Source organism: Winogradskyella sp. SM1960 (genome assembly GCF_020179375.1).
In the GTDB taxonomy this organism is placed as follows: Bacteria; Bacteroidota; Bacteroidia; order Flavobacteriales; family Flavobacteriaceae; genus Winogradskyella; species Winogradskyella marina.
Genome location: NZ_JAICBG010000002.1, coordinates 496,542 through 522,725, shown reverse-complemented (window position 1 = coordinate 522,725; position 26,184 = coordinate 496,542). Strand labels below are relative to the sequence as shown.

The following is a 26,184-nucleotide window of genomic DNA, read 5'->3' as shown; positions in this document are numbered from 1 at the left end:
AATTTTACAACCATAATTCTTAAAAAAATATCAACAATACATCCATGGCGATAATCACTTTAACGACTGATTTTGGAGAAAAAGATCACTTTGCAGGCGCCATAAAAGGAGCTATTTATAGTGAACTTGAGGAGATAAAAATTGTAGATATTTCACATTCCGTATCTCCTTTTAATATTTCTGAAGCGGCTTATATCATTCAAAATGCCTATAGCAGTTTTCCTAAAGGAACCATTCATTTAATAGGAATTGATTCTGAGTTAAGTCCTGAAAACAAGCACATTGCCGTTAAACTAGACGACCATTACTTTATATGCGCTAACAATGGCATTATGAGTATGATATGTGCCGAAATTGCACCAGAAAAGACTGTTGAAATAAATATACATGATCGGGTTGAATCTAATTTCCCTGTACTAGACATTTTTGTAAAAGTAGCATGCCATATTGCACGTGGAGGAACGTTAGATGTTATAGGAAAAGTTATTAACACTATTAAGCCAATAAAAAATATGATACCATTTGTCAATGACGATTATAACCAAATTATTGGCAACGTCATTTATATTGACAATTATGGTAATGTTGTCACTAATATTAAACGCAAATTTTTTGAATCTGTTCAAAAAACCAGAAACTATGAGATTTTTGCGCGTAATACTAAATTCAATAAAATCTTTAATAAGTATAGTGACATAATTGATTTTACCAAAGAAGAATCTAAACGAGATGTTGAAGGCAAAGGTTTAGTGGTTTTTAATTCTTCTGGATACTTAGAAATTGCTATTTTTAAAAGCAACCTAACTTCTGTTGGAGGAGCTTCAACATTGATGGGTTTAAATACTATGGATACTGTAACTGTTAACTTTTTAAATTGATATACGTTGTTAGTAAGAATTGTAAAAATGAGTTTTGAACCTTCTAAAATTGAAGAATTCTTGGCTAATTTTGAAAATGTTAAAGAAAAGATTCGAAATTTTGAAGGCTGTCAGTTTTTAGAACTGTATCGCGACCAGAACACTACCAATATCTTTTTCACCTATAGTTATTGGAATTCTGAAGCAGATTTAAATAATTATAGACATTCTGAATTATTTAAAGGTGTTTGGGCAAATACAAAACCGAAGTTTAATGCGAAGCCTGAAGCTTGGAGTGTTGATAAAATCGCTTCGCTCAAGTAAGCAGTCGCAGTATACAGTTTGCAGTCAGATTGAATACAAATTGATGTTATGAATAAAAAATAAACAAATTACCACGTCTCGCAATGATGCGCGAATTGTAATGACGGAACGAAACATGAAAAAAATAGTCGCGCGAAGTCGCAAAAACGCAAAGAAAAAAGAAGATAGAATTGAGGTGTTAGATGTTAGATGTTAGATGTTAGATGATAGATGATAGATGATAGAAAATCAACTTTTTACTGAAATACTGAACACTGAAATACTGAACACTGAACACTGAACACTGAACACTAATCTATGTTAGCAATACTAAAAAAAGAGATAAACACCTTCTTCGCCTCACCAATTGGCTATTTGGTTATTGGTGTGTTTCTATTACTCAATGGCTTATTTCTTTGGGTGTTTAAAGGTGAATTCAACATTTTAGATAATGGACAAGCCAGTTTATCTTCGTTCTTTTTGTTGGCACCTTGGATTCTTATTTTTTTAGTGCCAGCCGTGACGATGCGTAGTTTTAGTGATGAAAAAAAGCAAGGTACTTTAGAGTTATTAGTTACTAAACCTATTTCGCATTTTCAGATTGTATTAGGTAAATATTTTGGTGCTTTCGCGCTTATTGTAATGGCATTGATTCCAACATTATTATATGTTTATACGGTTTCCATATTAGGAAATCCTGAAGGCAACCTCGATATGGGAAGTACCATCGGCTCTTATTTTGGACTCTTATTTTTAGTTGGTGCATATACTGCCATTGGTGTGTTTGCTTCTACGCTTTCAGACAATCAGATTGTAGCATTTATCATTGCTGTTTTTATCTGTTTCTTTTTCTATTTTGGATTTGAAGGTTTATCTAACTACAACATTTTTGATAACCTTGTTTATATGGAAAACCTTGGAATGGCTGCACATTACAACAGTATGAGTCGTGGTGTTATTGACACTAGAGATTTAGTTTATTTTATAAGTATAGCCTTAGCATTTTTATTATTCACAAAACTTAGAATCCAAAAGCAATAGTATGATTATCACACCATTATTAGTCATATTTTTAATCGTTGTATTTGTACTTCTGTTTTTGTTTTTAAACACAGTTGACAAACGTAAATGGCTTTCAGGACTAATCAGTTTAGTCCTAACACCATTTGTGTTTTTCTTTATGTTCTATCCATTTCTGAACATTATTAGCAGTTACCATCATCAGAAGTATTTTAACAGTGACGCTTGGAAAGAGAATCCAGCTTTACGCTATGAAATGATTGATAACACCATAGAATCTGATACCTTAATTGGTGTTTCAAAAGAAAGAATTACAAGCCTTTTAGGTAAAGAAGAGTGGTTAACTTGGGATGAAACTCAAAAAACACACGACACCAATAAATGGAATTACGGATTAGGAATAGAGCCTGGTGCATTTACAACTAAAAAAGAATGTGTAGAAATTACGTTTAAAGCTGATAAAGTTATTTCCTTAAAACCTTATCAAGAAGACATAACTTACGAGAATGAAAAAGAATAAATCTATACTATATATTGTCGCTATTGTTGTTGGACTCATTATTGTAAATGCGATTTCGAGTTCGGTGTTTCAACGTTTCGATTTAACAAAAGACCAACGTTATACGCTTTCGGATGTTTCAAAATCCTTAATTAGCGACTTGGATTCCCCTTTAGTTATAGATGTGTTTTTGGAAGGTGATTTTCCTTCGGAGTTCAGATTACTTCAAACTGAAGTAAAACAAATTATTGAGGAATTTCAACTTGAAACTGACCAAATATTCATCAACTACATTAATCCTATTGAAGATGAATCCACACGACAACGAAATATCGATGAGCTCACAAAATCGGGATTAGAACCGTATATAAATACCGATAATAGCACAGGACAAGTAAAACAAGACATTATTTTTCCTTGGGCATTTGCAAGTTATAAAGGTGAAACTGTAAAAATCCCGCTTCTAAAAAAGAGTATTACACAAGGTTTGCCAGAACAAATTAATAATTCGGTTCAATCTTTAGAATATGCTTTTGCTGATGGTTTTAATAAGCTTGTTAATGCAAAAGGAAAAAAGATTGCCATTCTTAAAGGTAACGGTCAATTAGACGACCTTTACATTGCTGATTTTCTTCAAACTATTAAACCGTATTATAATTTAGGGCAATTTACATTAGATAGTGTTGCTACAAATCCACAAGGAACACTAGATAAGTTGAAAGCATATGATTTAATCGTTTCAGCGAAACCGAGTATTGCTTTTACCGAAAATGAAAAATTAGTTTTAGATCAATATACCATGAATGGTGGCAAAAGTTTATGGCTTACGGAAGCTGTGGTAATGGATAAAGACAGTCTATATAATGATGCTGGCACAAGTGTTTCTATTATGCGCGATTTACAACTAAAAGACTTCTTTTTTAAATACGGAGTACGAGTGAATCCTACTTTAGTAAAAGACCTCTACTCTGCTCCAATAATGTTATCAATTGGCGAAGGAAGCCAGGCTCAAATGCAACCCATTCAATGGCAATATTCACCTTTGGCTGCCTCTAATCCGAATCACTCTATTACTAAGAATTTAAACCTCGTTAAGTTTGATTTTGCCAGTCCTATTGACACCTTAAAAAACGGCATTAAAAAATCTATTTTATTACAAAGTTCACCACAATCGAAACTTGAAGGTGCTCCAACCACCATTTCATTAGCCAACGTAACCAAAGCGCCAGATGAAACTAGTTATAATTCAGGTTCTCAGAATTTAGCTATTCTTTTAGAAGGTGAATTTACTTCGGTTTACGACCAACGTGTATTACCTTTTAACGTGACAGATTTTAAAGCGAAAAGCACCACGACTAAAATGGTTGTAATTTCTGATGGAGATGTTATAAAAAATGATGTAATAAGAAACAGACCTCAAGAATTAGGCTTTGACCAACTCACCGGAAAGTCATTTGGAAATAAAGAATTTCTGCTAAATACCGTCAATTATTTGTTGGACGATTCCGGACTTATAAACATAAGATCTAAAGAGATAAACGTTGCTTTTTTAGATGCTGAAAAAATAAAAGACAGCAAAGCAACTTGGCAGTTTATTAATATCGCATTGCCACTCATACTTTTAGCCATATTTGGATTAGGCTTTAATTATTTAAGAAAGCGAAAATACACATCTTAAAATTCTAACGAAGATGCGTTGCGATTTGTGCATTTTTAAGTCGATTTTGTTAATAAGTTTGTTTTAAAAAACCCTTCGATTAAGATATATTTGTAGAACAAATTAATAGTATAAAACACATATATTCACTATGAAACATCTAACCAAATAGGTTGGATTTTATCTTCAAGTTTTACTTAAGATGTTCCATGTGACAAATACAAAAATTAATATAGAACACATGAAATTTATTGTTTCAAGCACGTATTTATTAAAGCAACTTCAGGTTTTGGGAGGCGTAATTAATAACAGTAATACGTTACCAATTTTAGATAATTTCTTATTTGAACTCAGCCAATCAAAACTAACGATTTCGGCAAGTGACTTAGAAACAACCATGTCTGCAACAATTGATGTAGAAAGTGATTCTGAAGGTAGTATTGCTTTACCTGCAAGATTATTATTAGACACGTTAAAGACTTTTCCAGAACAACCTTTAACGTTTGTTATTGAAGATAACAACACCGTTGAAATCAGTTCTAACCATGGTAAGTACGCTTTAGCTTATGCTGATGGAGCAGAATTTCCAAATGCAGTTTCTATTGAAGATGCGAGTACAACAACCATAATGGGAGATATCTTAGCAACAGCTATTAGTAAAACAATATTTGCTGCTGGTAACGATGATTTAAGACCTGTAATGAGTGGTGTATTCTTTCAGTTTTCACAAGATAATTTAACCTTTGTTGCTACTGATGCTCACAAATTAGTAAAATATACTAGAAACGATGTCAGTGCAACAGAATCAGCAGAGTTCATTATGCCTAAGAAACCTTTAAATCTTTTAAAAGGCATTTTAGCAGGAAGTGACGATGATGTTTTAGTAGAATATAACGAATCTAACGCTAAGTTTACATTTGAAAACTCCGTATTAATTTGTCGTTTAATCGATGGGAAATATCCAAATTACGAAGCGGTAATCCCTAAAGAAAACCCTAATAAGTTAGTGATTGATAGAAATCAATTTTTAAACTCGGTAAAACGTGTTAGTATTTTCTCTAACAAAACAACACACCAAATACGTTTAAAAATTGCTGGAGCAGAATTAAATATCTCTGCTGAAGATATCGATTATTCAAACAAAGCCGAGGAGCGTTTAACTTGTGACTATCAAGGTGATGATATGCAAATTGGTTTTAATTCTCGTTTCTTAACTGAGATGATTAATAACCTTAACTCAGATAACGTTCAGCTAGAAATGAGTTTACCAAACAGAGCTGGTATATTAACACCGACAGATGGTTTAGATGAAGGTGAACATGTAACGATGTTGGTAATGCCTGTGATGCTGAATAGCTAAATGAAAAATATACTCATTAAAAAAAGCGCTTATAATTTATAAGCGCTTTTTTTATTTGGTAGTAGGTTCTTTATTCCAAACCATTACTTATAAACATAAAATTTCCTTCATAAGTTCCTGTAATTTCAGTGTCATCGTTTCTTGTGAAATTAAAATTTAAACTTATAAAATCTTCAGTATAACTTGTTATGGTTATACTACCGTCAACAATTCTTAAATCCGAAGTTCCATCACCTAAATAGAATTGAGTCGTCTCATTTTCTAATTCAGCACCAATTAAATCACCCTCAGTACTAAAATTTAAATAGGCCATATCCGATAAATCATATGTGGTTTCCGTTAAGAAAGCACTTGTAATAGTCACACTAAAAAAGTCAAGGTCATTTAAAGTCGTACCATTTAAACCTGCTTCTAATTCAGATCCTGCTTTATTAGTTAAACTTAAAAACACAGAATTAGGTGCGTGTTCTACAAGAGCCGATTTCATTTCATAAGCCGATTCCCCTACTGTAATGCTTTTATCATTATTAAAACCTGAATTGTCATCATCAGAAGAACAAGACACAGTTAAAATAGTGAACACAGTTAATAATGTAAGGTGTTTTAATTTTTTCATTTTTAAGAAATTTTGAAGTTAGAAAAAGACCCACGTTTTATCATGAGCCTTTAATAAAAAATTAATTAAGGGAATAAATTAATTTTTAATAAATTTTTGAGTTATTGTATTGTTATTGGTTTTTATTTGTACCATATACAAACCTGTTGGCAATTGCGATACATCAACACCGTTAGTTACCTTATAAGCTTGCTTAACCAATTGACCATTGATGTTGTAAATAGAAAGTTGTGCTACCTGCTCAGTAGTCTTAATAAACAATTTATCACTCCCAGGGTTTGGATATAATTTCACCCGAGAAACAAAAACTTCATCATCTAATCCTAATGTAGAATTATACTCATAAGCGCCTAAATCTATAACCCCATTAAATATTCTATCATTACCCGATAAATCTAAACCATCAAATAAAGCCACATCATAATATGAATTATCTCCTTGGTCTATGATATAAGTTGAAGCTGATGTTGGTTTGTAATCGGCATCTAAATTTAAATCATAAGTTGCAGGATCTAAAGTGGTTAGGTCAGTAGTAGAAAACGTTCCGTAAGTTCCAGCGTTTGAAGGTACTGCTGCGATAGTATTTTTAATAAACACATCGTAAGTAGAATTCATTCCGTCGGAAATATCTCTAGTGGCTGCTGCACCATTAACAGTATTCTGCCAAAAGATAGAATTATTAACATTTAGGTTTACTTTTCCATTTCCTGAAGCCGTAATAGAATTGCCATAAGTCCCATTGTAATCATTATTAACAAACGTACTGTTAGTAATAACAACATCTAAAGTATTACCATTGTTCCAATCTTCTCTGTAAATATTTAGTGCTGAAAGATTAATATCGTTATCTGCTACCAACACATTTGCCCAACGTGTAAAAATATACCCGTTTGTACTATCAGATTGTATATAAACCAATCCCATGTTTACAATGGTGTTATTAATAAATTTAGTGTTTTCAATAAGTAATCCTTGATTAAATTTTCTAATTTTAAGTAAATAGCCATTAGAATAGTTATTCCTAAATACCGAATTTCTAATTTTCAAATTATTAGCATTTAAACTATTTGGTATAAAAATCACACCGTTTTCTTCAACTCCACCAGATTGTGAGGTGTCGTAAATGTTTTCAAAAATAATACCATCAAAAGTGACATTGCTTGTTCTTAATTCAAATAATCGTTCCGCATTATCTGTTTTGTTCGATGAGAAATCCCCATCAATATCATCACCATTAATATCACCAGTAAAAATGGTTGCATTCGTAGTATGAATGGCTGTTAAGTCTCTATCAGCTAAAGTAGTTTCGGTTCCAGAAAAACCTCCAATAATATCTACTTCATTTGTATTAACAGCTATTGGCGTGTTTTTATCTGCTAAGGCATACGTTCCTTTTGCTACCCAAACAGCATCATTTAAATTGGTGAGTGCTAAAGCGTCTGTTACGCTTGTAAAAGCATTTGTCCATGAGCTACCATCATTGGCTCCTGTTGCATTAGCATCTACATAATAAATTGCTGGTATACAATTTTCGCTATAACTTGTTTGACCATCTTTAGTCCAACCTACTACGTACTGACCACTATTTGCTGGCGGTGAAAAGCCTGCATCAACCTGAATACATGTTAAACTTGCATTACTATAGGCTTTCATGTAGATGAAATTACTGTTATTTCCGTTAGAGATTAACAACGTTTCTAATGCACTATTTTCATGACAAAACAATTCATCAATATTTGTATTTAAACGGATGTCTAAACTTGTTAAGTTATTGAAACCAGCATGTAAACGTGTTAAAGATAAATTGTTACTAACATCAATAGTAGTTAGGCTATTATTTGGCACATCTAAACGCGTTAAATTGGTAAAAGCTTCAATACCTGTTAAGTCTGCAATACCAATACCGTCCATAATTAACTCGGTTGTAGCTTGTGCTTCTGCCAGCGTTATTTCAGAATCTCCATTTAAATTGATAGTGTTATCGCTTACTAAAAAGTTTTTAAAATTGGCATCAGGAATGTTTACTTCTTGATTAAGCGCAACACAATCGACACCATAAATTGCAGAGTTCCCTTTGGTCCAACCTTGACTGTATATTCCTTCATCTGCTGGTGGCGTAAAACCAGCATCTATTTGAATACATGATAAACTATTTCCGTAGGCTTTCATCCAATTTATATTGCTGTTATTTCCATTGGCAATGTTTAATGCATATAAAACACCATTGTTATGACATTGTATATCTGTAATTAACGGATTTGCACTAATATCTAAAGTTTCAATTTGATTATCAGAACAGTGTAAACGTGTTAATGCCAAATTATTACTAACATCTAAAGCTGTTAAATTATTACTGTAACAATCTAAACGTGTAATATTTACAAATTCTTCAATACCTGTTAAATCTGAAATAGACAAGCCATTTATTAATAACTCACCCGAAAACGCTTGTGCTTCTGCTACAGAAATTTCAGAATCTGAATTTGTATTTATTGCTGAATCTGCTAATAAATAGGTTTTAAAATTAGCGTCTGGAATGTCTACGTTTTGAGCAAAAGCCGAAAACAAACCTAAACACAAGTAGGCTGTAAATAAGAGTAATGTTTTTTTCATTGTTGATAATATTTTTTATGATTAATCGACTACAAAACAACAATCAATCGTAAGATTTTCAATTCGCTTTTTTCTGAATAGTTCTATTTTCTTTCTAAATGAAACCTAAAGTTTACACTTACATTATAGCCCATAAAAAAAGCCTGTTTTGATAAACAGACTTTAATTAACCATAAAAACGATAACTCCTTTTACTCGCAATTCATTTTTTGTCCATAAGGCATTTGACCATGAATAATGCCACCAAATTCCGAACTACCATAGCCAGAGCCGTTGTAGTGTTGCTTAATTAAAAAGCCTTGTAAGTAGCAGTCGTTATTTTTATTTTTTTCGGTAAAAGCACCTTTTATCCAACGGTACAAAATGTGTCCTGTATATTTGTTTTTTACAACACTCCAATCGTTAGATTCTATATTAATTTTTAACAATTTAGCGCCATCTTTAGCAATAGTTTTAGACACATTTTCTTTAGCAAAACTCATTAATGATGTATTGCTATTCATGCTACCAGCTTTTGGCATTTTTATAGCATCTCTAGTCGATTTTGCCGCAGCATCATAATTAGCTTTTAACGTCGCTTCAAATTCTTGTACTATTGGCTTTGCTTTTTCTAGCCATTCTAGATGAAACTGTTGCTCTCCTTTACCAATGACATTCAAAATGGTAATATCTTTTTGATGCATATACGATGGTACATTAAACGCATGACCACCTTGATGCGATGCAGCATAAATAACAAATACATCGTCTGCAATAAGCATTCCTCTGACCAGTATTGGCATTCCTGTACCAAGCTCTAGCGTTTGTGATCTGTCTGCTCCGACTTTGGTTGTAAACATTCCTGAAACCAACTCGTAACCAATATAACCTTCTGGTGACATAGCTTCTAATTCTGGTGTTGTTAAAAAACGTAACCACGAATATTCCGGATCTTGTGCAGGTAATACATCTACATTATCACCCATATCTGTCATTTGGCGTCTCAACTTTACACGGTCTACCCCAACAGCACTCATACCTTTAGTCATTGCAAAAGGATAAGACATGTATAAAAAGTCGTCACTTATACTAGAGCCTGTTTTAGGTTTATTAGCTTCGGCTTCTTGTTGTTTTTTCTCAAGATATTTTTGATAGTATAAATCTTGCTTCTCTTGATCGTTAGGGTATTTTTTAGCTAATTCTGCTTTAAATTCTTCATCAGTATATTCAGATTTAGATGAATTTTGACTATATGTCGAAGTATTACCAACCATTCCTGTTGAGCTTTCAGATCTTGAAGATGAACTTGACTCCTCTTTTTTATTCATCTTCTTCTCTACTGCAGCTTTGGCTTTTTTCTTTAACATTTTGCCCAATTGTGCATTAGATGTATTGTAGCATAATGCTAAAACTAATAATAGAATTATTTTTTTCATAAGAATTGTATTTAATGGACTTCAAAAGAAGCGAATAAACGACCATTCTTAATAGCATTTTTTCTAAAGTTGTGGATTTTTTTTCTGAATGAAAACGAATTTTTAAACTAATATCACAAAAACGTTTCCTTAATGACTTCTAAAAACTGATCGCGTTTAGATTTAGAAATAGGTATTCGTTTTTTGTTTGTCATCAATAAATAGTCACCATCGTCTTTCACCAATTCGTCAACGTATTTTAGGTTAATTAAATAGGAACGATGACATTTAAAAAACATGGCATTGTTTTCTAATTGTTCTACAAAATGCTTTAAGGGTTTACAAATTGTTTTTTGTTTTCCATCAATTAATTGTACGTTGGTATACATGCTATCGGCTTCAAAATAAACAATGTCGTTATGAGACGCAAACATAATCCCTTTAGGAATTTCTAAAGCAATCTTATCTATAGATAATTGCTTTAATGAGTCGCGCAATTTATTTAATTGGTCATTTAAATTATGAGCCTCAATAGCTTGTTTTGCTTTTTCAACAGCAGCTTTTAATTCGGTAGTATCGACGGGTTTTAATAGGTAATCTACCGCAGAACGCTTAAATGCTTCGATTGCATATTGGTTATACGCGGTAACAAAAATGATTTTAAAATTGATCTGATTTGGAAAGTATTCTAAAATATCTAAACCTGATTGATTAGGCATTTCAATATCTAAAAATACAATATCTGGTTTTGAAGACTTTATTAAGTCCACACCAGATACTAAATCCTGCGCTTCATCTATGCTTGAGATGCTTGCACAATGTTCAGTTATGAGCTTAGATAGTAAATGTCTGGCGCGTTTTTCGTCGTCTATAATTATGGCTTTCATCTATTTTATATAGGCATTGTTATAACCACTTTGGTTCCTGAAGCTATTTGATTTTCATCGTATAAATCTTCAATAGCAATGGTTATATTACGTTTTAATTTGTTTTTGTAAAGGTAAACCCGTTCTTCATTGGCTTTGGTAGCAAAAGGTTTGTGCTGTTGGTTCGGTCGTTTTAATTTTTCGGATTGTGTTCTACCTATACCATTATCTTCAATGGTAATTTGTAAGTTATTGTTTTCAATAATTTTAGCTTCAACCTTTAATTGCCTGTCATTTAGTTTATGCAATAAGCCGTGTTTTAGCGCATTTTCAACGTAGGGTTGAACGAATAACGACGGCACTTTTATTTGTTGCGTTTTAAGTTGATGATCTATGTGAATTTGATATTCTAACTCCTCTTCAAAACGTACTTTCTCTAATTCTAAATACAATTTTAAAGCATTTAATTCTTCTTGAAGAGTGATTTCATTTTGCTGACTGTAATCTAAATACATTCGGATTAATCGGCTAAACTTTACTAAATACGAGCTTGCCAATTCTCTTTCATTCGATACAATATAATCTTGAATGGAATTTAAAGCATTGAAAATAAAATGCGGATTCATTTGCGAACGCAGATTTTCTAATCTTAAATTGGTAATTTTTTTATCGATTAAAATTTTATCAATTTCGCTAATACGTTGTTCTTCTTTTTGTTTTAACCGCCATTTGAAATACAACCAAATTAAACCAAAGATCACAAATAAAATAATTGCATAAAACCACCATGTTTCCCAAAAAGGTTTGGTAATTACAAAGGTCATCGGAGTCGCAAAAACAGCATTTTCTGCACTTACATTTTTTGCTTTTAATTCTACGTTATAAGTTCCGCTTGCTAAACTATTAAAATTAACCACATTTGTATTTAGTGGTATACTTTGCCAAGCAGTATCTAATTGCTGCACGCGATATTGATATTTAACGTTCTTATTAGTTTGAAAACCATTAGAATTAAACTCCAAGGTAATTTTATTTAAGTCATAAGGCAGTTTATAATAAGACTGTACCAATGTATCGCGATCGTTAATGTGCACAGCTTTAACCTCAACTTTAGATGTTTTAAAATTCTTAAATAGACCTTCTCCTTTTGGCAGAGCATAAAGGGATTGCGGTAAACTAAGAATAATAACATCTTTAAGAACAAGAAAGTCATTTATAGCCGTATTTAACCCATCTTGCCCATTTAAAAATCTTGAAGTTTTAGTTATTGTATTATATTGATACAGTCCAGAATCCGTTGAAATCCATAGGAAATCACCATCCGATTTTAGCGTATTTATTTGTAAATTCTTAAATAAATTAGCCGAAGGTTGCATTAAAGTATTATTCTCAAACTTCATTAAGCCATTATGCTGAGTAGCAAGCCAAATTGCTTTGTTTGATGTACTCATTGCATTAACCAACAAATTATGGCCTTTAAACTGTATGCCTTTTGAAGAAAAACTATTTAAATCATATTGAAACAAGCCATCAATATAGGATACAAAAAGTTTGTCATTATCCACCACTGAAGCCTTAACACGACTAGAACGCAAGCTCTTTTTTTCTTTTGAATTATAAGGATTATTATATACTATACCTTCTTTATAATTACCATAAAACAATAAGGTATCGTTTAATTTTGAAATAGTTTTAGCTACTGAAAATTTGTTAATGGCATCTGTAATTTTGTTATTTTTTAAATTAACTACAAAAGATTCGGAAGCATTAATACTTACAATTAATCGCTGTTGTTGGGCATCGTGAAATAGATTACCTATTATTTTCTCACCAGGCAATTGCAATGTTTTAAAACATTGAAGCTTGTCATAAAACAAAAGTTTACCATCGTTTGTACCTAATACATATTGATTATCTTGTAAAGCGCAAGATGCCGTAATTTTAGACTTTGTAGATGCCAAGTCTGCACGCCTAATATTTAAATTTGGAGATACAAAGACTCCATTATCCAAGGTCGCAAACCAATAATTATTATTGTAATCTATCTCAACATCCGTAATAGACTCTGTATTAAAAAGTTGTTCTTTCAGATTGAACACCTGATCTTTAAATTCATATACAAAAATACCTGCAGTGGTTAAAAACCAATAATCGTTGTCAAAACTTAAGAGGTTATATAGAATTTTATTATTTAATTGAGGTGGAGTTTCAAGTTTTACTACTGAATTATCAACCCTATTAGTAAGATAAATTATGTTCTTATCATCACTTTTATAAGTAAAAAATACTTCATTTTTAAAAGCGAATAATTTAGGAGACTGTATAAGGCCTAAACTTTCAATATCAAAAATTTTAGTCCTATGATCACCTTCTATTTTATAAATACAATTTTTATTTAAACCTGCCTCCTCATTAATTGTAAGTACATAATTACTATCGTGACTATTAGCATTACTTATGCATAGACCTTCAAAAATCTTGGTGATTTTTTTTGTAATTTTATTAACATCATAGATGCCTGTTATAGTAAACAAGCGGATATCATTTTCTAAAATAGTGTACGCTGCTAATTGCCCTTTTACTAATTGACTTGCATCTAGAAACAAGTGTAATTGGTCATTTTCTGCATAAAACAGTTGACCATATATATTATTACACCATATCGTACCATCATCATCTTCCTTTAATTGAAATAATGAATTTGCTTTTTGATTTGGGTGACTGTAACGCTGATAGGTATTACCATCATATCTAAACAAACCTTTATCTGCCGCAAACCAAATATAGTGGTTGTGGTCTTCTAAAATATCATAAAACTCAACATCTGGCAGATTAGAGATATTTGCGAGATGCTCAAAAACAGGATCTTGAGCAACTACCACTTCAGACAAAAAAAGTAGTATTAAAAATAAAATATTTCTAAAATTTACAGGCATATACAAGGAAAAAACAAACTTAAGATATAATTATAATATCTCATTTTGATTTTTTCTGTAATAAGGATTTTTTTTTCTAAACAAAAAAAGCCTCACCAATTGGCAAAGCTTTTTTATTTCCATTATTTAATTCCTAACTAATAAAATTAATAGACAATGGATAAGAAGGTAATTCGCCATTACTGGCTTTTATAGCGTTTACAATTGGCATAACAAATGCTAAAATTGCAATTAATACTAAAGTTACAATACCCAAACCAACAACTATAATCAAAGGAATACTGATTATTGTATAGATAAGCATACTTAATTGAAAATTCACAATAGATTTTCCATGAGCATCCATTCCATCAACCTGCTCCTTTTGTGTCGCCCAAATAATTAAAGGTGTTATAAGACCTCCAAAACCGGTGACATAAGTTAATAATTGAGATAAGTGTGTAAGGACTAATAATTGATTGTCTGTGCGTTTAAGCGTGTGATAATTTGATTCCATGATTAATGATTTTACACTAATAGGACGCCAACTGATTAAAAATGTTACAGATTTTTAAGTAAATCTCTTAAACCATTACTCCTAACATTTTAAATAAAACACCTTTAAAGTCCCCTCAAGGGGACAATTATTAAAATCAAACTTGAACAAAATGAATAACTTCATTTAACAAGAAGAACAACTTCCACCTTCTTTCTTCACACCTAATTTTACTAAAATAGTTTCCAATAAACACCATTTTGTAAATGCAGACTGAATTAAATTCACTCCAATAAATACCGTAAACCACATCCAATTTGGGTTGACGTAAACGGTTAATACGACACTCAATAATACCATCATACCCACTATTACTCTAAAATATGTATTTAACATGTTCTCTCTTTTTTAACCTGTTAGGTTTGATTATTAATTAAAATTTAGACCTACAAGGCTTGTACTGAACTCCATTCAGTATCTAAAACCTTGCAAGACTTGTATCTTCTTGCTGGAGTTTATTTAAATAAATCTCTCAATAGGAACAACAACCGCTTTTATTGGGTTATTAGTTTCTATATTTGAATTAAATTCTTTTATAATATCGAATAGCGCATCAATGTTCTCATCTTCTGTAAATGAGAAAAATAAACTGGACTCATTACCTGATTTTTGACCAGCAAACCAACTTGAAGCCATCAATACAGATGCCCCATTTTTGTGCCCATCAATATCTGAACTACTAAAATTTTTAATATTTGCTTTCTTGAAGAGTTTTAAAATAGCCTTTTCAAATTCTTCTACTGCTGTGACTATGACTAATTTCATACTTTCTTTTTTTTACAACCTGCAAGGTTTTGCCAACCTTGTAGGTTTTATTATCTACTTTATACCTACAAGGTTTTTGAAACCTTGCAGGATAACTAACTTTTGTTTTTTTGTCCGTTCGAGCGCAGTCGAGAACTATTTAAAATTCCTTATTAATTGAAAGGTCTCGACTGCGCTCGACCAGACATATTACTTATAATTCTTCTTCTCTATCATATAATATACCAATGGCACAACCAATAAAGTTAACACTGTTGACACAATCGTTCCTCCCATCAACGAAATGGCTAAGCCTTGGAAAATTGGATCAAATAATATGACGAATGCTCCAATAACAACTGTTCCTGCTGTTAATAAAATTGGGGTTGTTCTTACCGCTCCTGCTTCGATAGCTGCTTGCTTGAGTGGTACGCCTTCTGCAGTTCTTAGGTTGATAAAGTCAATCAGTAAAACTGAGTTTCTCACCATAATTCCTGCCAACGCAATCATACCAATAAATGATGTTGCTGTAAAGAATGCTCCCATTAGCCAGTGGCCGAGAATAATTCCGATTAAGGATAATGGAATCGCCACCATCATAACGATTGGTGCTTTAAAGTTTTGGAACCAACCAACAATTAAGATATAAATTAAGATAATAGCACCCAAAAAGGCAATACCTAAATCTCTAAATACTTCTAATGTAATTTGCCATTCGCCATCCCATTTTACGGTGTAATCATCTTCAAATTCGGGCTGACCTAAATACATTTCATTCATTTCGTAGCCTACTGGTAATGGAATGTCTTTTAACTTTTCTTCCATGCCTAAAATCGCATACGCCGGACTCTCTAATTCTCCTGCCATATCTGCCAACACATAAACCACACGTTTTTGGTTTTTACGATAAATACTTTTTGCAGCTGTAGTTTCACTAATAGTGACCAAATCTGCAATAGGAACCATATTCCCTTGTTTCGATTTTACTTTTAATTGTGAAATGTCTGTAATGGTCGATTTTTCCTTTTCATCTAAAGTCAACACTAAACCAACTTGGTTTACAGCATCTTCATCATATAAATTAGTGATGGCTCTATTAGACAATGCCATATTCATGGTGTAAGCAATTTGCTGTGGTGCCACACCATACAACATCGCTTTTTCTTTATTGATTTCAAATTGGTATTCCGTTTGATCATCTTCAACCATCCAATCAATATCAACCACATCAGCTGTATTTTTCAGAATACTTTGAATATGATTTGCTACTCTCATTTGCTCATCATAATCCGGTCCATAAACTTCGGCAACAATAGTCGATAATACAGGTGGTCCTGGTGGGACTTCTACTAACTTAACATTGGCATTATACTTTGAAGCAATCTTCTGAATATCTGGTCGTAGTAATTTAGCGATATCATGACTCTGTAATGATCGATCATCTTTAGCTAATAAATTCACTTGAATATCTGCCATGTTGCTTCCACCACGTAAATCGTAATGACGCACCAAACCATTAAAGGTTATTGGCGCAGAGGTGCCCACATAGTTTTGATAATTAACCACTTCTGGTCGTGTAGATAAATACTGTGAAATCTCTTGAGCCACAACACCAGTGCGTTCTAGTGTTGTGCCTTCAGGCATATCAATCACCACTTGAAATTCATTCTTGTTATCAAATGGCAACATTTTTACAGCCACCGAATTGGTAAAAAACAAAGCAAAGGTGCCAAGTAATACGGCAAAAGTACCTAGTAAAAATAACCAACGTTTGCCTTTATTTTCTAAAAGTGGTCTCTCAAACTTATTATAGATCTTATAAATACGCGTATCTTCTATTGCTTTTTCTGGTTGTTCTTCAACACCCTTCTTATCTTTTTCTCTCAAGAAAATATAACCTAAATACGGTGTAATGGTTAAGGCTACAAAAAGTGATAAAATCATAGCAATAGACGCTCCAATTGGCATTGGTGCCATATAAGGTCCCATTAATCCAGATACGAAAGCCATTGGTAACACCGAAGCAATTACCGTAAATGTGGCTAGGATGGTTGGATTCCCAACTTCATTAATGGCATATAAAGCCGCTTGTTTAAATGGCAAGCGTTTCATCTTAAAATGCCTGTGCATATTTTCGGCAATAATAATCGAGTCATCGACCACAATACCTGTTACAAATACTAAAGCGAATAATGTAATTCGGTTTAATGTGTAATCCATCATATAATAGCTCAACAAGGTTAAGGCAAACGTAATTGGAACCGATAAAAACACCACCAATCCACCTCGCCAACCCATCGCTAACATCACAACTATGGTAACGGCAACAATAGAACCGATAAGGTGTAACAGTAATTCTGATACTTTATGAGAGGCTGTTTCTCCGTAGTTTCTTGTAATTTCTACGTGTACATCATCTGGAATTAAAGTCGTGCGTAAATGGTCTACTTTATCAATAATGACTTCCGCAATTTTCATGGCATCAGCACCTTTTCTTTTAGCAATGGAAATGGTCACCGCTGGATATTCTGACTGATAATCTGAAGCCTTTTCACTTCCTGCTCCAAAGCCTAAACTCACGTAATTTTGTGGTACTTCTGGGCCATCAATAATTTTAGCGACTTGCTTCAAATAAATAGGCTGATTTTGCTGTACACCAACCACTAAATTTTCAACATCTGTAACGGATTCTAAAAACGTTCCCGTATTCACAAGGAATTCCGTATCGCTTTTATAAAAACTTCCTGCACTTAACTGGCTGTTATTGGCCTTAATCATTTCAGACACCGACAAGAAATCCAACCCACTAGCCGCTAATTTATCTTTATCTAAAACCACACGTAACTGACGATCTCTGCCACCTATTTTATGTGTAGTAGAGACATCATTCACCTTTTTAATTTCAGCTTCCAACTCTAGCGCCATTTGGCTTAATTGGTAGTCGTCGTAATTCTCGCTCCACAACGTTAATCCTAGCATGGGCACATCGTCAATAGCTCTCGTTTTCACTAAAGGAAACGTTACACCAGCTGGCATTTGGTCCATGTGCTTATTGATTTCGTTGTATAATTTTACAAACGAACGCTCAATATCTTCGCCCACATAAAACTGAACGATCACCATACCTTGCTCTTTCATAGACGTCGAATACACGTATTCCACACCTTTTATATTCGAAATTAATTGCTCTAATGGTTTAATCACGCGCGACTCCACTTCCGTTGGACTTGCTCCTGGATAACCCACAAAAATATCTGCCATGGGTACGTCTATTTGTGGCTCTTCCTCACGCGGAATTAAAAACGAACTATATACACCAACCACCATAAATACAATCATTAACAACACGGTTAACTTAGATTGCATAAAGACTTTGGCAATTTTTCCTGCGATACCTTCTTTCATTGATTTATTTTTTTCATTCCCACGAAAATGGGAATCTCTATTTTATATTATTTTGGGCGTTACTTTTTGCTCCTACCTACAAGGTTTTTAAAGCCTTGCTGAATCGCAAAAAGTCAGGCTATCCGTTACAATCTTTTTTTGCCTTTTATGGCAGCAAAAAAAGGATTTTCACTACTATCCTTAACGCGCTTACTCTTAAGTGATTTACTCTTATTTACACCTACAAAGTTTTGACTTCGACTTCGCTCAGCCACCTTGAAACCTTGCAGGATACTGAATACTGCCTACTGCACACTTATTTTTGCTCCATTAAAAAGCTTCCCTTCTGCCGAAACAATGTAAGCTTCATCAGCGTTTAAACCCGATAACACTTCTACTTGATCACCATAGGTTCTTCCCAAACGCAACCAACGTAATAGTGCTGTATTACTTTGACTTATAGTGTAAACACCAGTTAACTGACCATTATTTACAATGGCTTCAGTTGGAATTAAAACCATTTCTGATTTAGCTTTTCTTTCCACAGGAAATTGAACTGTTGTAAACATACCAGACAAGATATTGGCATCTGTTTTGTCTAAATCAATTTTTACTAAATATTGACCTCCTGTGTTTTTAGCAGAAGTACTTACTTCAGACACTTTTCCTTTGATGGTTTGGTTAATAGATTTTACTAAAACATCAACCTTGGTCCCATTTTTAATTTCAGAAATTTCAGTTTCTGGAACCATAGCCATCACTTCAAAATGTCCTGGTGTTTCAATACTAATTAAAGGCACACCTGGATTGGCCATATTTCCTGCTTCTATAGTTTTACTTGTCACAGTTCCGCTAAAAGGTGCGGTAATATTACTGTAAGTAAATTGGGCATTCACTTCATTTTTCATCTGATTTGCAGATTCTAAGCGTGCTTTTGCCATATTGAAATTAGCCGTCATATCATCCATTTCTTTTTGTGACGCACTGTTTTCTGCAAACAAGTTTTTAAAACGATTATAATCTTTTTGTGCATTATTGTAAGCTACCGTTGCCTCTGTGATTCCTGCATTTACTTGTGCACGTTTGGCTAGTAAATCGGCATTATTAATAGAGACTAACAATTGGCCTTTTTGCACTTTATCGCCAACATTAACGTGTACTTTATTGACGTAGCCCATCATTCTAGTACTTAAATCTGCACTATTTGAAGCTTGAATTTTTCCGCTAACCGCCAAAAATGGACTGTTAGTATTTTCTTCCACCTGACTTGTTTTCACGGCAATTGCTGGTGTATTATCCTCTACGGCTTTTTTATCTTCGCTTCCGCAGCTTGTTACAAAAAATGCTGTTACTGTAAGTGTTAGTAAGTAAATATATTTTTTCATTTTGTGATTTGTTTATTAATTAGGTTTCGACTGCGCTCGACCGGACAACATTCTGTCTCCTCGAGCGCAGTCGAGAGGTTTTATTCCTTTGTTAAAAATTGTAAGTAAGCCTGAGCGTAATTGTATTCAAATATGGTTTGGTAATATTCCAATTGTTTCTGTGCGTATTGGGTTTCAGCGATTAATAAATCGGATGTTTTTTCTAAACCTTCTTTAAATCTATTGGTTCTAATTCTTAGGGATTCTTCCGATTGCGCTAAGGCTAAACGGTTTAATTTCAGCTTGTTTTCAGCATCAATAAAAGCACGTTTGGCTTTGTTTAATTCTAAATTGCTTTGCGATACATATTGTTTGTATTCTAACTTTGATTTTTCATATTCAGATTTACTCTTTTGTGCTTTCCCAAAACGTTTAGAGCCTTGAAAAATATCCCAACTTAATTGCGCTCCAAAGACATACCCATTGGCATCCGCTTGAAAAATTTGATCGTCATACAACTCGTAACTTCCAAAAGCATTTAATCGTGGTAAAAATGCCATTTTATCTGCCTTATTCATGGCTTCATAAGCCTCTGTTGATAATTGCATCGCTTTAATATCTGAACGATTTTCAGAAATTATTTGGTCTTCTATTTCAACAGCTGCTAATTTTAATTCATCGGCTGGTGTGTAAATCACATAGGTGTCATCACTCATTAGAAACGATAAGTAATTAGACGCATTTTCCACATTACTATTTGCCGATTGTAATTGGTTTTGAACTTCCGTAACACGTACTTCAACATTTAACACGTCTGCACGTTGCAAGTAGCCTTGTTTTAAGCTATTATCTGCTAATTCTTTATTCGCGTTTGCCGCCTCCAATGCTGTTTCTAAAACAGCAACAGCTTTATAGGCTAATTGTAATTGCATGTAAGCTTTTTCAACTTCAAACGCTAAATAATCTTGTGTACGCTCTGTCTTTAAAGACATGGCTTCCATTTTAGATTTAGCCGCTTTTCGTTGGTACATACCATCCATATTTATCAATGGTTGTTGAATTTCGAATTTTGTAGCATAATTTTCAATCTGAGATGGATCATTTAATAAGGCTGGACTAAAATCGTTTTGCGTTAGAATTTCCTGATTCAATTTAGAACCAAAGGCCATTAACGGATTGGTAGTTGCCATTGCCGTATGACTCGCCGTAATATTTGGTAAGAACACCGCATTGGTTTGTTTAAAATCTGCTTTAGCCTGTTTAAAGTCTTCTTCAGAAATTTTAATACTCGTATTATGCTCTGAAACTCTAGTTAGCACTTCACTTTTTGTGATAGCGACCTGCTCCTGACCTTGAACTTCAAGATTGTAAAACAAAGCTAAAAACAAGATTAATATCGTTACTCTTTTCATAGATTTAGTATTTCTGATACAAAAATAGAGCGAACAAAAATTGTACTTGGTAACCAATGTTACCTAACAAAAAAAAAGCACTCATTTAAAGAATGAATGCTTTTTACTAACCAACCAAAAACTGATAACCACATCAGTCTATATTTTAATCCCTTAATCACTATGAAACATCAAAATTTTTAACACTACACCAACGTTAACTTCATTATTGGCTTTGTCGCTTCCTAATGTTGATACTTCAACTATACAAAGATATGACGATCTATTTTACGACTTGGTAACTAATGTTACTTAACGAAAACAGATCTAATTTGTTTTAAAGTTTATCAGCTATAAAAGCTGTAGTTTCCTATAATGTCCTTTAATGAGTGGCAAAAAATGTTTAAATTTATTCTCGTTATTTTTTTAAACATTCTAAACAAAATTAGTGTCGATTAATCCAGTAATTTTGTCAACATATAATTCAAACTTTAATGAATATTACAGCTGCTTATACGGACCTTTATCAACTCACTATGGCACAAGTGTATTTTGAAACTAAACCTAAAGGACGTGCTGTTTTTGATTATTATTTTAGACATAATCCTTATAAAGGTGGGTATTCTATTTTTGCAGGCTTGGAAGATGTTTTAAAACACCTTGAAACCCTAAAGTTTTCATCTTCGGATATGACGTATTTAAAATCGAAAGGATTTAAAAGTGATTTTTTAGACTACTTAGAGCATTTTAGCTTTAATGGTCATATTTATTCGTGTAAAGAAGGTGATGTGGTGTTTCCAAATCGGCCAATATTGCAAGTTGAAGCCAATATCATTGAAGCTCAAATTATTGAAACCTTTTTACTAAATATTCTTAATTTTCAAACTTTAATTGCGACTAAAGCTAGCCGAATACGCTACAGTGCTAAAGATGCTGTTTTACTAGATATGGGCTTACGTCGTGCACATGCCACAGGTGGTTACTACGCTTCTAGAGCTGCTGCCATTGGTGGTTTTGACAGTACTAGTAACGTTAAAGCGGCTGAGGATTACGATATTCCTTCTACAGGAACAATGGCCCACTCCTTTATTCAAAGTTATGAAGACGAATTGCAAGCCTTTAGAGACTTTGCCAAAAAACGACCAGAGAATTGCGTGCTTTTAATTGATACCTACAACACCTTAAAAATTGGATTGCCACATGCCATTACGGTAGCCAAAGAAATGGAAGAACGCGGTGATAAATTGTTAGGCATCCGATTAGACAGTGGTGATTTAGCGTACTTATCAAAAAAAACAAGACAACTATTAGACGATGCTAACTTAGATTATGTGAAAATTGTAGTGTCTAATCAACTCGATGAATATGTTATAAAAAGTTTAAAAGAACAAGGCGCACCTATTGATATTTATGGTGTAGGCACCAATTTAGTCACCGGAAAACCAGATGCGGCCTTAGATGGTGTTTACAAATTATCAGAATTTAATAATACACCAAGAATTAAACTTTCTGAAAATATTATTAAAACCTCATTGCCTTTTAAAAAACAAGTTTACCGGATGATAGATGATAACGGCATGTTTTATGGTGCTGATGCCATAGCCATACATTCTGAAGGAAAAGTTTCACAAATGGAACACCCGTTTGACATTACAAAACGTCTAGACTTAAATGCATTTAAACACCAACCTTTACTTGAACAAGTGATGAAAGATGGTAAACGAACCATTCCGGTAAGAACAGTGGCTGAAATTGCTGACTATTCGCAGTCGCGATTAGCACAGTTACCTAACGAATATAAACGTTTTCAAAATCCACATATTTATAAAATAGGACTCAGCTCTAAACTGAAAGAAGAACGTGATGCTTTAATTACGAAAAACAGATTTTAAGTCCCATTATTTAATCATTCAAATTAAAAACACCATTTATGAAAACGCTCTTAATTATTGACGTACAAAACGATTTTATGCCAGGTGGTTCACTTCCTGTATCTAAAGGGGATAGCATTGTACCAGTAATTAACAAAATTCAAGATAAATTTGATTTAGTCCTCGCCACACAAGATTGGCACCCTATCGATCATGTGAGTTTTGCCACTAATCATGAAGGGAAATCTAATTTTGATGTCATCGAATTATATGGAAAAGCACAAACCTTATGGCCAAATCATTGCGTTCAAGGTACAGAAGGCGCTGCATTTCATCCAGATTTAAACACGGAAAAAATTGAAGCCATTTTTAGAAAAGGAACCGATAAAACCATTGATAGTTACAGCGCTTTTTATGATAATGGCCATTTAAAGTCTACAGGGTTAACAGGATATCTGAAAGAGAAAGGAACTACAGAATTATTTTTATGCGGTTTAGCTGCTGATATTTGTGTTTACTTTTCAATTATTGATGCTTTTAATGAAGGTTTTGACTGTTCGTTTATTGAAGACGCTTCTAAAGCCCTAGATAATGAGCATTTAAAACAACTTAAAACCGAAATGATTGCTAAGGGTATAAAAATTGTAAACTCTGAATCTATATGATAAAGAACACCATATATGTAAAACAAAAAAACTGATGATTACATAAATTAACTTTTATCGTATTATCTCGTGAACGTAATAGTGTAATTTCGTGCACAGCTTCCAAATGACTTCTCATGTTAGAGCGTTGATGATTTTTTTCATAAAATTTAAATCTAGAGACATACGACCATCTTAAATTGATGTAGGTTCAGAAACTATTTTTTTCTTCTTTGGGTGTTTCTTTTTTTGTGCCACTATAACATACTATAAGTTATATGCCACAAAAAAATGTTGTCACAGTGATGTTTCCTAAAATACTACTCCCCTAAGAACCGTTTGATAACATGTTGCCCCACTTCTTCTCCGACGTCGAGACCAACTTCATTGTCCGTTCTAAAATGGACACCACCTTCAAAACGGGATTCTGAACATTCTACAGCCAAATCTTGAAAAGACTGTTTGTCCTTTGGAAATAAATAAGACATCGCAGCTGCCAATGCGCCTGAGACAGTTGTATGACCAGCCGGATACCCTGGAAAATTAGGCGTTTTTAAAATCGGTTGAAACTCAGGATCATATTGAAATGGACGAATGCCCCAATAATGATATTTACCATCCCATGCAGCGATGGTTGCATCGAAACGCGCCGTATGAAAAACAGCACTTGTATAAGCTGCTTGAAAAGCATCGAGATTATACTCTAGAATTTTTCGTTCTAATAACATATCCCAAATAGGTTCACTCTTCCATTTCCACGCAATGTCGCTGCTGTTATTGTTTTTATAAAACTCCCAAAGTTCTTCCATATCAGCCGTCCAATCGGTTGGTGGAGGTCCTGGTCGAAATTGATCAACTGATTGTAAAGTAAATGGTCGCCATTGGCGTTTCATTACTCCACTTTTACTTGGCGAGCCACTCCATAATGTTTCGTCGTTAGGAACAGTACCAGTCCACAACTTATCAGTGCGATCTGTTTTGGCATAATCGATATATTTTTGCGCCATCGTGTTGCCAATAAATAATCCTAATTCAATATCATTTTCAGATTGCAGTCCAGATTGCAAACGTGCTCTTTTAAATTGTTCTAACTTATCATTTAAAATTGTTTTTTGGTCTGGAAAATAATACGCGATAATTTGATGAGCCACTGCTGCTGTTGCACTATATTCACAGATATATGCGGAATAATCGGTAGATTTCCCTAGATTTTTAATGAGTTTATGCTCTTGATATGGTGCTACATGCTGTTTCTCTTTTTTATGCTTCCATACTTCAGCAAGAGCATCATAAATGGCTAAATGTAATATGGCCATACGACCACCATTTTTTTTAACAGTACTGTTGTTACCTGTTTCAACCATAATCTGATGCCAACGATACGAAGGATACGATGCGTTCCAGTACTTTATCTCTAGTGTCGTGCTATCATTTATTTGTTTTTGAGCTTCAAGAATAGCTGTAATATCTAACTCAGAATTAGATGTCATTTTAGATAAATCATCACTTTCTAAAGTGAACATAAACGGTTGATATGATTGTTTTTCAATCTGGGCAGAAAGAAACATTGAACAAGCTAACCATAACGTACAACTCAGCAGTAAAACGTGTTGAAATTTATTTTTAAAAGCGATATATGACATTCTTAGAATTTTATGAAATTGTCACGAAAATAAAAAATATCTTTCACTTTGAAGACTCATACAGACGTCACTTAAAATTGAATTATTTTTAAATAGAAAACACTACTACCCTTAAAAATTAATTTACTTATATGCTTATAAACTGTACTCGTTATTATCTCAAATTTGAGTAAAAACACAATGTTATTTATTTAGCTTCTTATAAATCATTTTAGCAAATACAAGTCCTAAGATTCCGCCAAGAGCTGATACGAGCATATTTATGGATAGTCGGAAACCATCAAAATCGCCATTGTTCATAATGTGCCATGGATCAAAACCTAATCGTCCAAATAATTTGATAAATAGGATACTTCCGAAAACACCAATAAGCGTATTTCCTTTAAATCCAAATGTGTAATTTTTTTTGAAATAGCCAAATAGGTTTGATGAAACAATTCCTATGAGAATACTGATTAATGAAATTAATGTACCTGTCATTGTAATA

At 33.2% G+C, this 26,184-nt stretch carries 21 protein-coding genes; 8 read left to right on the top strand and 13 right to left on the bottom strand.

Features of this window, described 5'->3' with window-relative positions:
* The first annotated feature begins 44 nt into the window (after window positions 1–44).
* The 6 genes from K1X16_RS08185 (at window position 45) to dnaN (ending at window position 5,696) form a co-directional block, all read left to right on the top strand.
* Window positions 45–878: an S-adenosyl-l-methionine hydroxide adenosyltransferase family protein gene (locus tag K1X16_RS08185; protein WP_195871785.1), complete on the top strand. Its 834-nt coding sequence runs from the start codon at window positions 45–47 to the stop codon at window positions 876–878.
* 6 nt (window positions 879–884) lie between these two features.
* Window positions 885–1,181: a putative quinol monooxygenase gene (locus K1X16_RS08180; protein ID WP_225035731.1), complete on the top strand. Its 297-nt coding sequence runs from the start codon at window positions 885–887 to the stop codon at window positions 1,179–1,181.
* 297 nt (window positions 1,182–1,478) lie between these two features.
* Window positions 1,479–2,201, top strand: a complete 723-nt coding sequence (gldF, locus tag K1X16_RS08175) for a gliding motility-associated ABC transporter permease subunit GldF (protein ID WP_195871783.1) — start codon at window positions 1,479–1,481, stop codon at window positions 2,199–2,201.
* 1 nt (window position 2,202) lies between these two features.
* A complete protein-coding gene (locus tag K1X16_RS08170) occupies window positions 2,203–2,700 on the top strand; it encodes a hypothetical protein (RefSeq protein WP_195871782.1) in 498 nt (165 codons plus the stop codon).
* Window positions 2,687–4,357, top strand: coding sequence for a gliding motility-associated ABC transporter substrate-binding protein GldG (gldG, locus tag K1X16_RS08165; RefSeq protein WP_225035730.1), 1,671 nt, complete (start codon window positions 2,687–2,689; stop codon window positions 4,355–4,357). The genes K1X16_RS08170 and gldG overlap by 14 nt, the downstream gene beginning before the upstream one ends.
* 220 nt (window positions 4,358–4,577) lie before the next feature.
* On the top strand, window positions 4,578–5,696 hold the full coding sequence (gene dnaN / locus K1X16_RS08160) for a DNA polymerase III subunit beta (protein WP_225035729.1): 1,119 nt from the start codon (window positions 4,578–4,580) through the stop codon (window positions 5,694–5,696).
* Between the two features lie 70 nt (window positions 5,697–5,766).
* On the opposite strand, the gene K1X16_RS08155 is transcribed toward dnaN, so the two are convergent.
* The 11 genes from K1X16_RS08155 to K1X16_RS08105 all read right to left on the bottom strand — a co-directional run bounded on the left by K1X16_RS08155 (window position 5,767) and on the right by K1X16_RS08105 (window position 21,560).
* Window positions 5,767–6,312 carry a hypothetical protein gene (locus K1X16_RS08155; protein ID WP_225035728.1) on the bottom strand — a complete coding sequence of 182 codons (546 nt, stop codon included), beginning with the start codon at window positions 6,310–6,312 and terminating at the stop codon, window positions 5,767–5,769.
* A gap of 78 nt (window positions 6,313–6,390) precedes the next feature.
* The gene (locus K1X16_RS08150; protein ID WP_225035727.1) at window positions 6,391–8,925 is read right to left on the bottom strand and encodes a T9SS type A sorting domain-containing protein; all 2,535 of its coding nucleotides are present in this window, start codon (window positions 8,923–8,925) and stop codon (window positions 6,391–6,393) included.
* A gap of 191 nt (window positions 8,926–9,116) precedes the next feature.
* Window positions 9,117–10,340 (bottom strand): hypothetical protein, encoded by a 1,224-nt coding sequence (locus tag K1X16_RS08145; protein ID WP_225035726.1) that lies wholly within the window; start codon window positions 10,338–10,340, stop codon window positions 9,117–9,119.
* A gap of 113 nt (window positions 10,341–10,453) precedes the next feature.
* On the bottom strand, window positions 10,454–11,206 hold the full coding sequence (locus tag K1X16_RS08140) for a LytR/AlgR family response regulator transcription factor (protein WP_225035725.1): 753 nt from the start codon (window positions 11,204–11,206) through the stop codon (window positions 10,454–10,456).
* A 5-nt stretch (window positions 11,207–11,211) separates the two neighbouring features.
* Window positions 11,212–14,067, bottom strand: a complete 2,856-nt coding sequence (locus K1X16_RS08135; RefSeq protein WP_225035826.1) for a histidine kinase — start codon at window positions 14,065–14,067, stop codon at window positions 11,212–11,214.
* A 187-nt stretch (window positions 14,068–14,254) separates the two neighbouring features.
* Window positions 14,255–14,617 carry a DUF4870 domain-containing protein gene (locus K1X16_RS08130; RefSeq protein ID WP_225035724.1) on the bottom strand — a complete coding sequence of 121 codons (363 nt, stop codon included), beginning with the start codon at window positions 14,615–14,617 and terminating at the stop codon, window positions 14,255–14,257.
* Window positions 14,618–14,782: 165 nt separating this feature from the next.
* Window positions 14,783–14,992 (bottom strand): DUF2892 domain-containing protein, encoded by a 210-nt coding sequence (locus K1X16_RS08125; RefSeq protein ID WP_225035723.1) that lies wholly within the window; start codon window positions 14,990–14,992, stop codon window positions 14,783–14,785.
* Between the two features lie 123 nt (window positions 14,993–15,115).
* Entirely contained in the window at window positions 15,116–15,421 is a 306-nt protein-coding gene (locus K1X16_RS08120; RefSeq protein WP_225035722.1) for a hypothetical protein, read from the bottom strand.
* Between the two features lie 189 nt (window positions 15,422–15,610).
* Entirely contained in the window at window positions 15,611–18,805 is a 3,195-nt protein-coding gene (locus K1X16_RS08115; RefSeq protein ID WP_225035721.1) for an efflux RND transporter permease subunit, read from the bottom strand.
* Between the two features lie 284 nt (window positions 18,806–19,089).
* Entirely contained in the window at window positions 19,090–20,169 is a 1,080-nt protein-coding gene (locus K1X16_RS08110; RefSeq protein WP_225035720.1) for an efflux RND transporter periplasmic adaptor subunit, read from the bottom strand.
* Between the two features lie 80 nt (window positions 20,170–20,249).
* On the bottom strand, window positions 20,250–21,560 hold the full coding sequence (locus tag K1X16_RS08105; RefSeq protein WP_225035719.1) for a TolC family protein: 1,311 nt from the start codon (window positions 21,558–21,560) through the stop codon (window positions 20,250–20,252).
* Between the two features lie 473 nt (window positions 21,561–22,033).
* Between K1X16_RS08105 and K1X16_RS08100 the strand changes: the two genes are divergently transcribed.
* Together K1X16_RS08100 and pncA are read left to right on the top strand one after the other, a co-directional pair.
* On the top strand, window positions 22,034–23,431 hold the full coding sequence (locus tag K1X16_RS08100) for a nicotinate phosphoribosyltransferase (RefSeq protein WP_225035718.1): 1,398 nt from the start codon (window positions 22,034–22,036) through the stop codon (window positions 23,429–23,431).
* A gap of 38 nt (window positions 23,432–23,469) precedes the next feature.
* Complete coding sequence (pncA, locus tag K1X16_RS08095) at window positions 23,470–24,075, top strand: bifunctional nicotinamidase/pyrazinamidase (RefSeq protein WP_225035717.1); 606 nt, start codon at window positions 23,470–23,472, stop codon at window positions 24,073–24,075.
* Between the two features lie 299 nt (window positions 24,076–24,374).
* Here the strand turns inward: pncA and K1X16_RS08090 are convergent, their stop codons facing one another.
* Both K1X16_RS08090 and K1X16_RS08085 read right to left on the bottom strand, forming a co-directional pair.
* Entirely contained in the window at window positions 24,375–25,697 is a 1,323-nt protein-coding gene (locus K1X16_RS08090) for a vanadium-dependent haloperoxidase (RefSeq protein WP_225035716.1), read from the bottom strand.
* 183 nt (window positions 25,698–25,880) lie between these two features.
* On the bottom strand, window positions 25,881–26,177 hold the full coding sequence (locus K1X16_RS08085) for a hypothetical protein (RefSeq protein WP_195871756.1): 297 nt from the start codon (window positions 26,175–26,177) through the stop codon (window positions 25,881–25,883).
* Window positions 26,178–26,184: the final 7 nt, after the last annotated feature.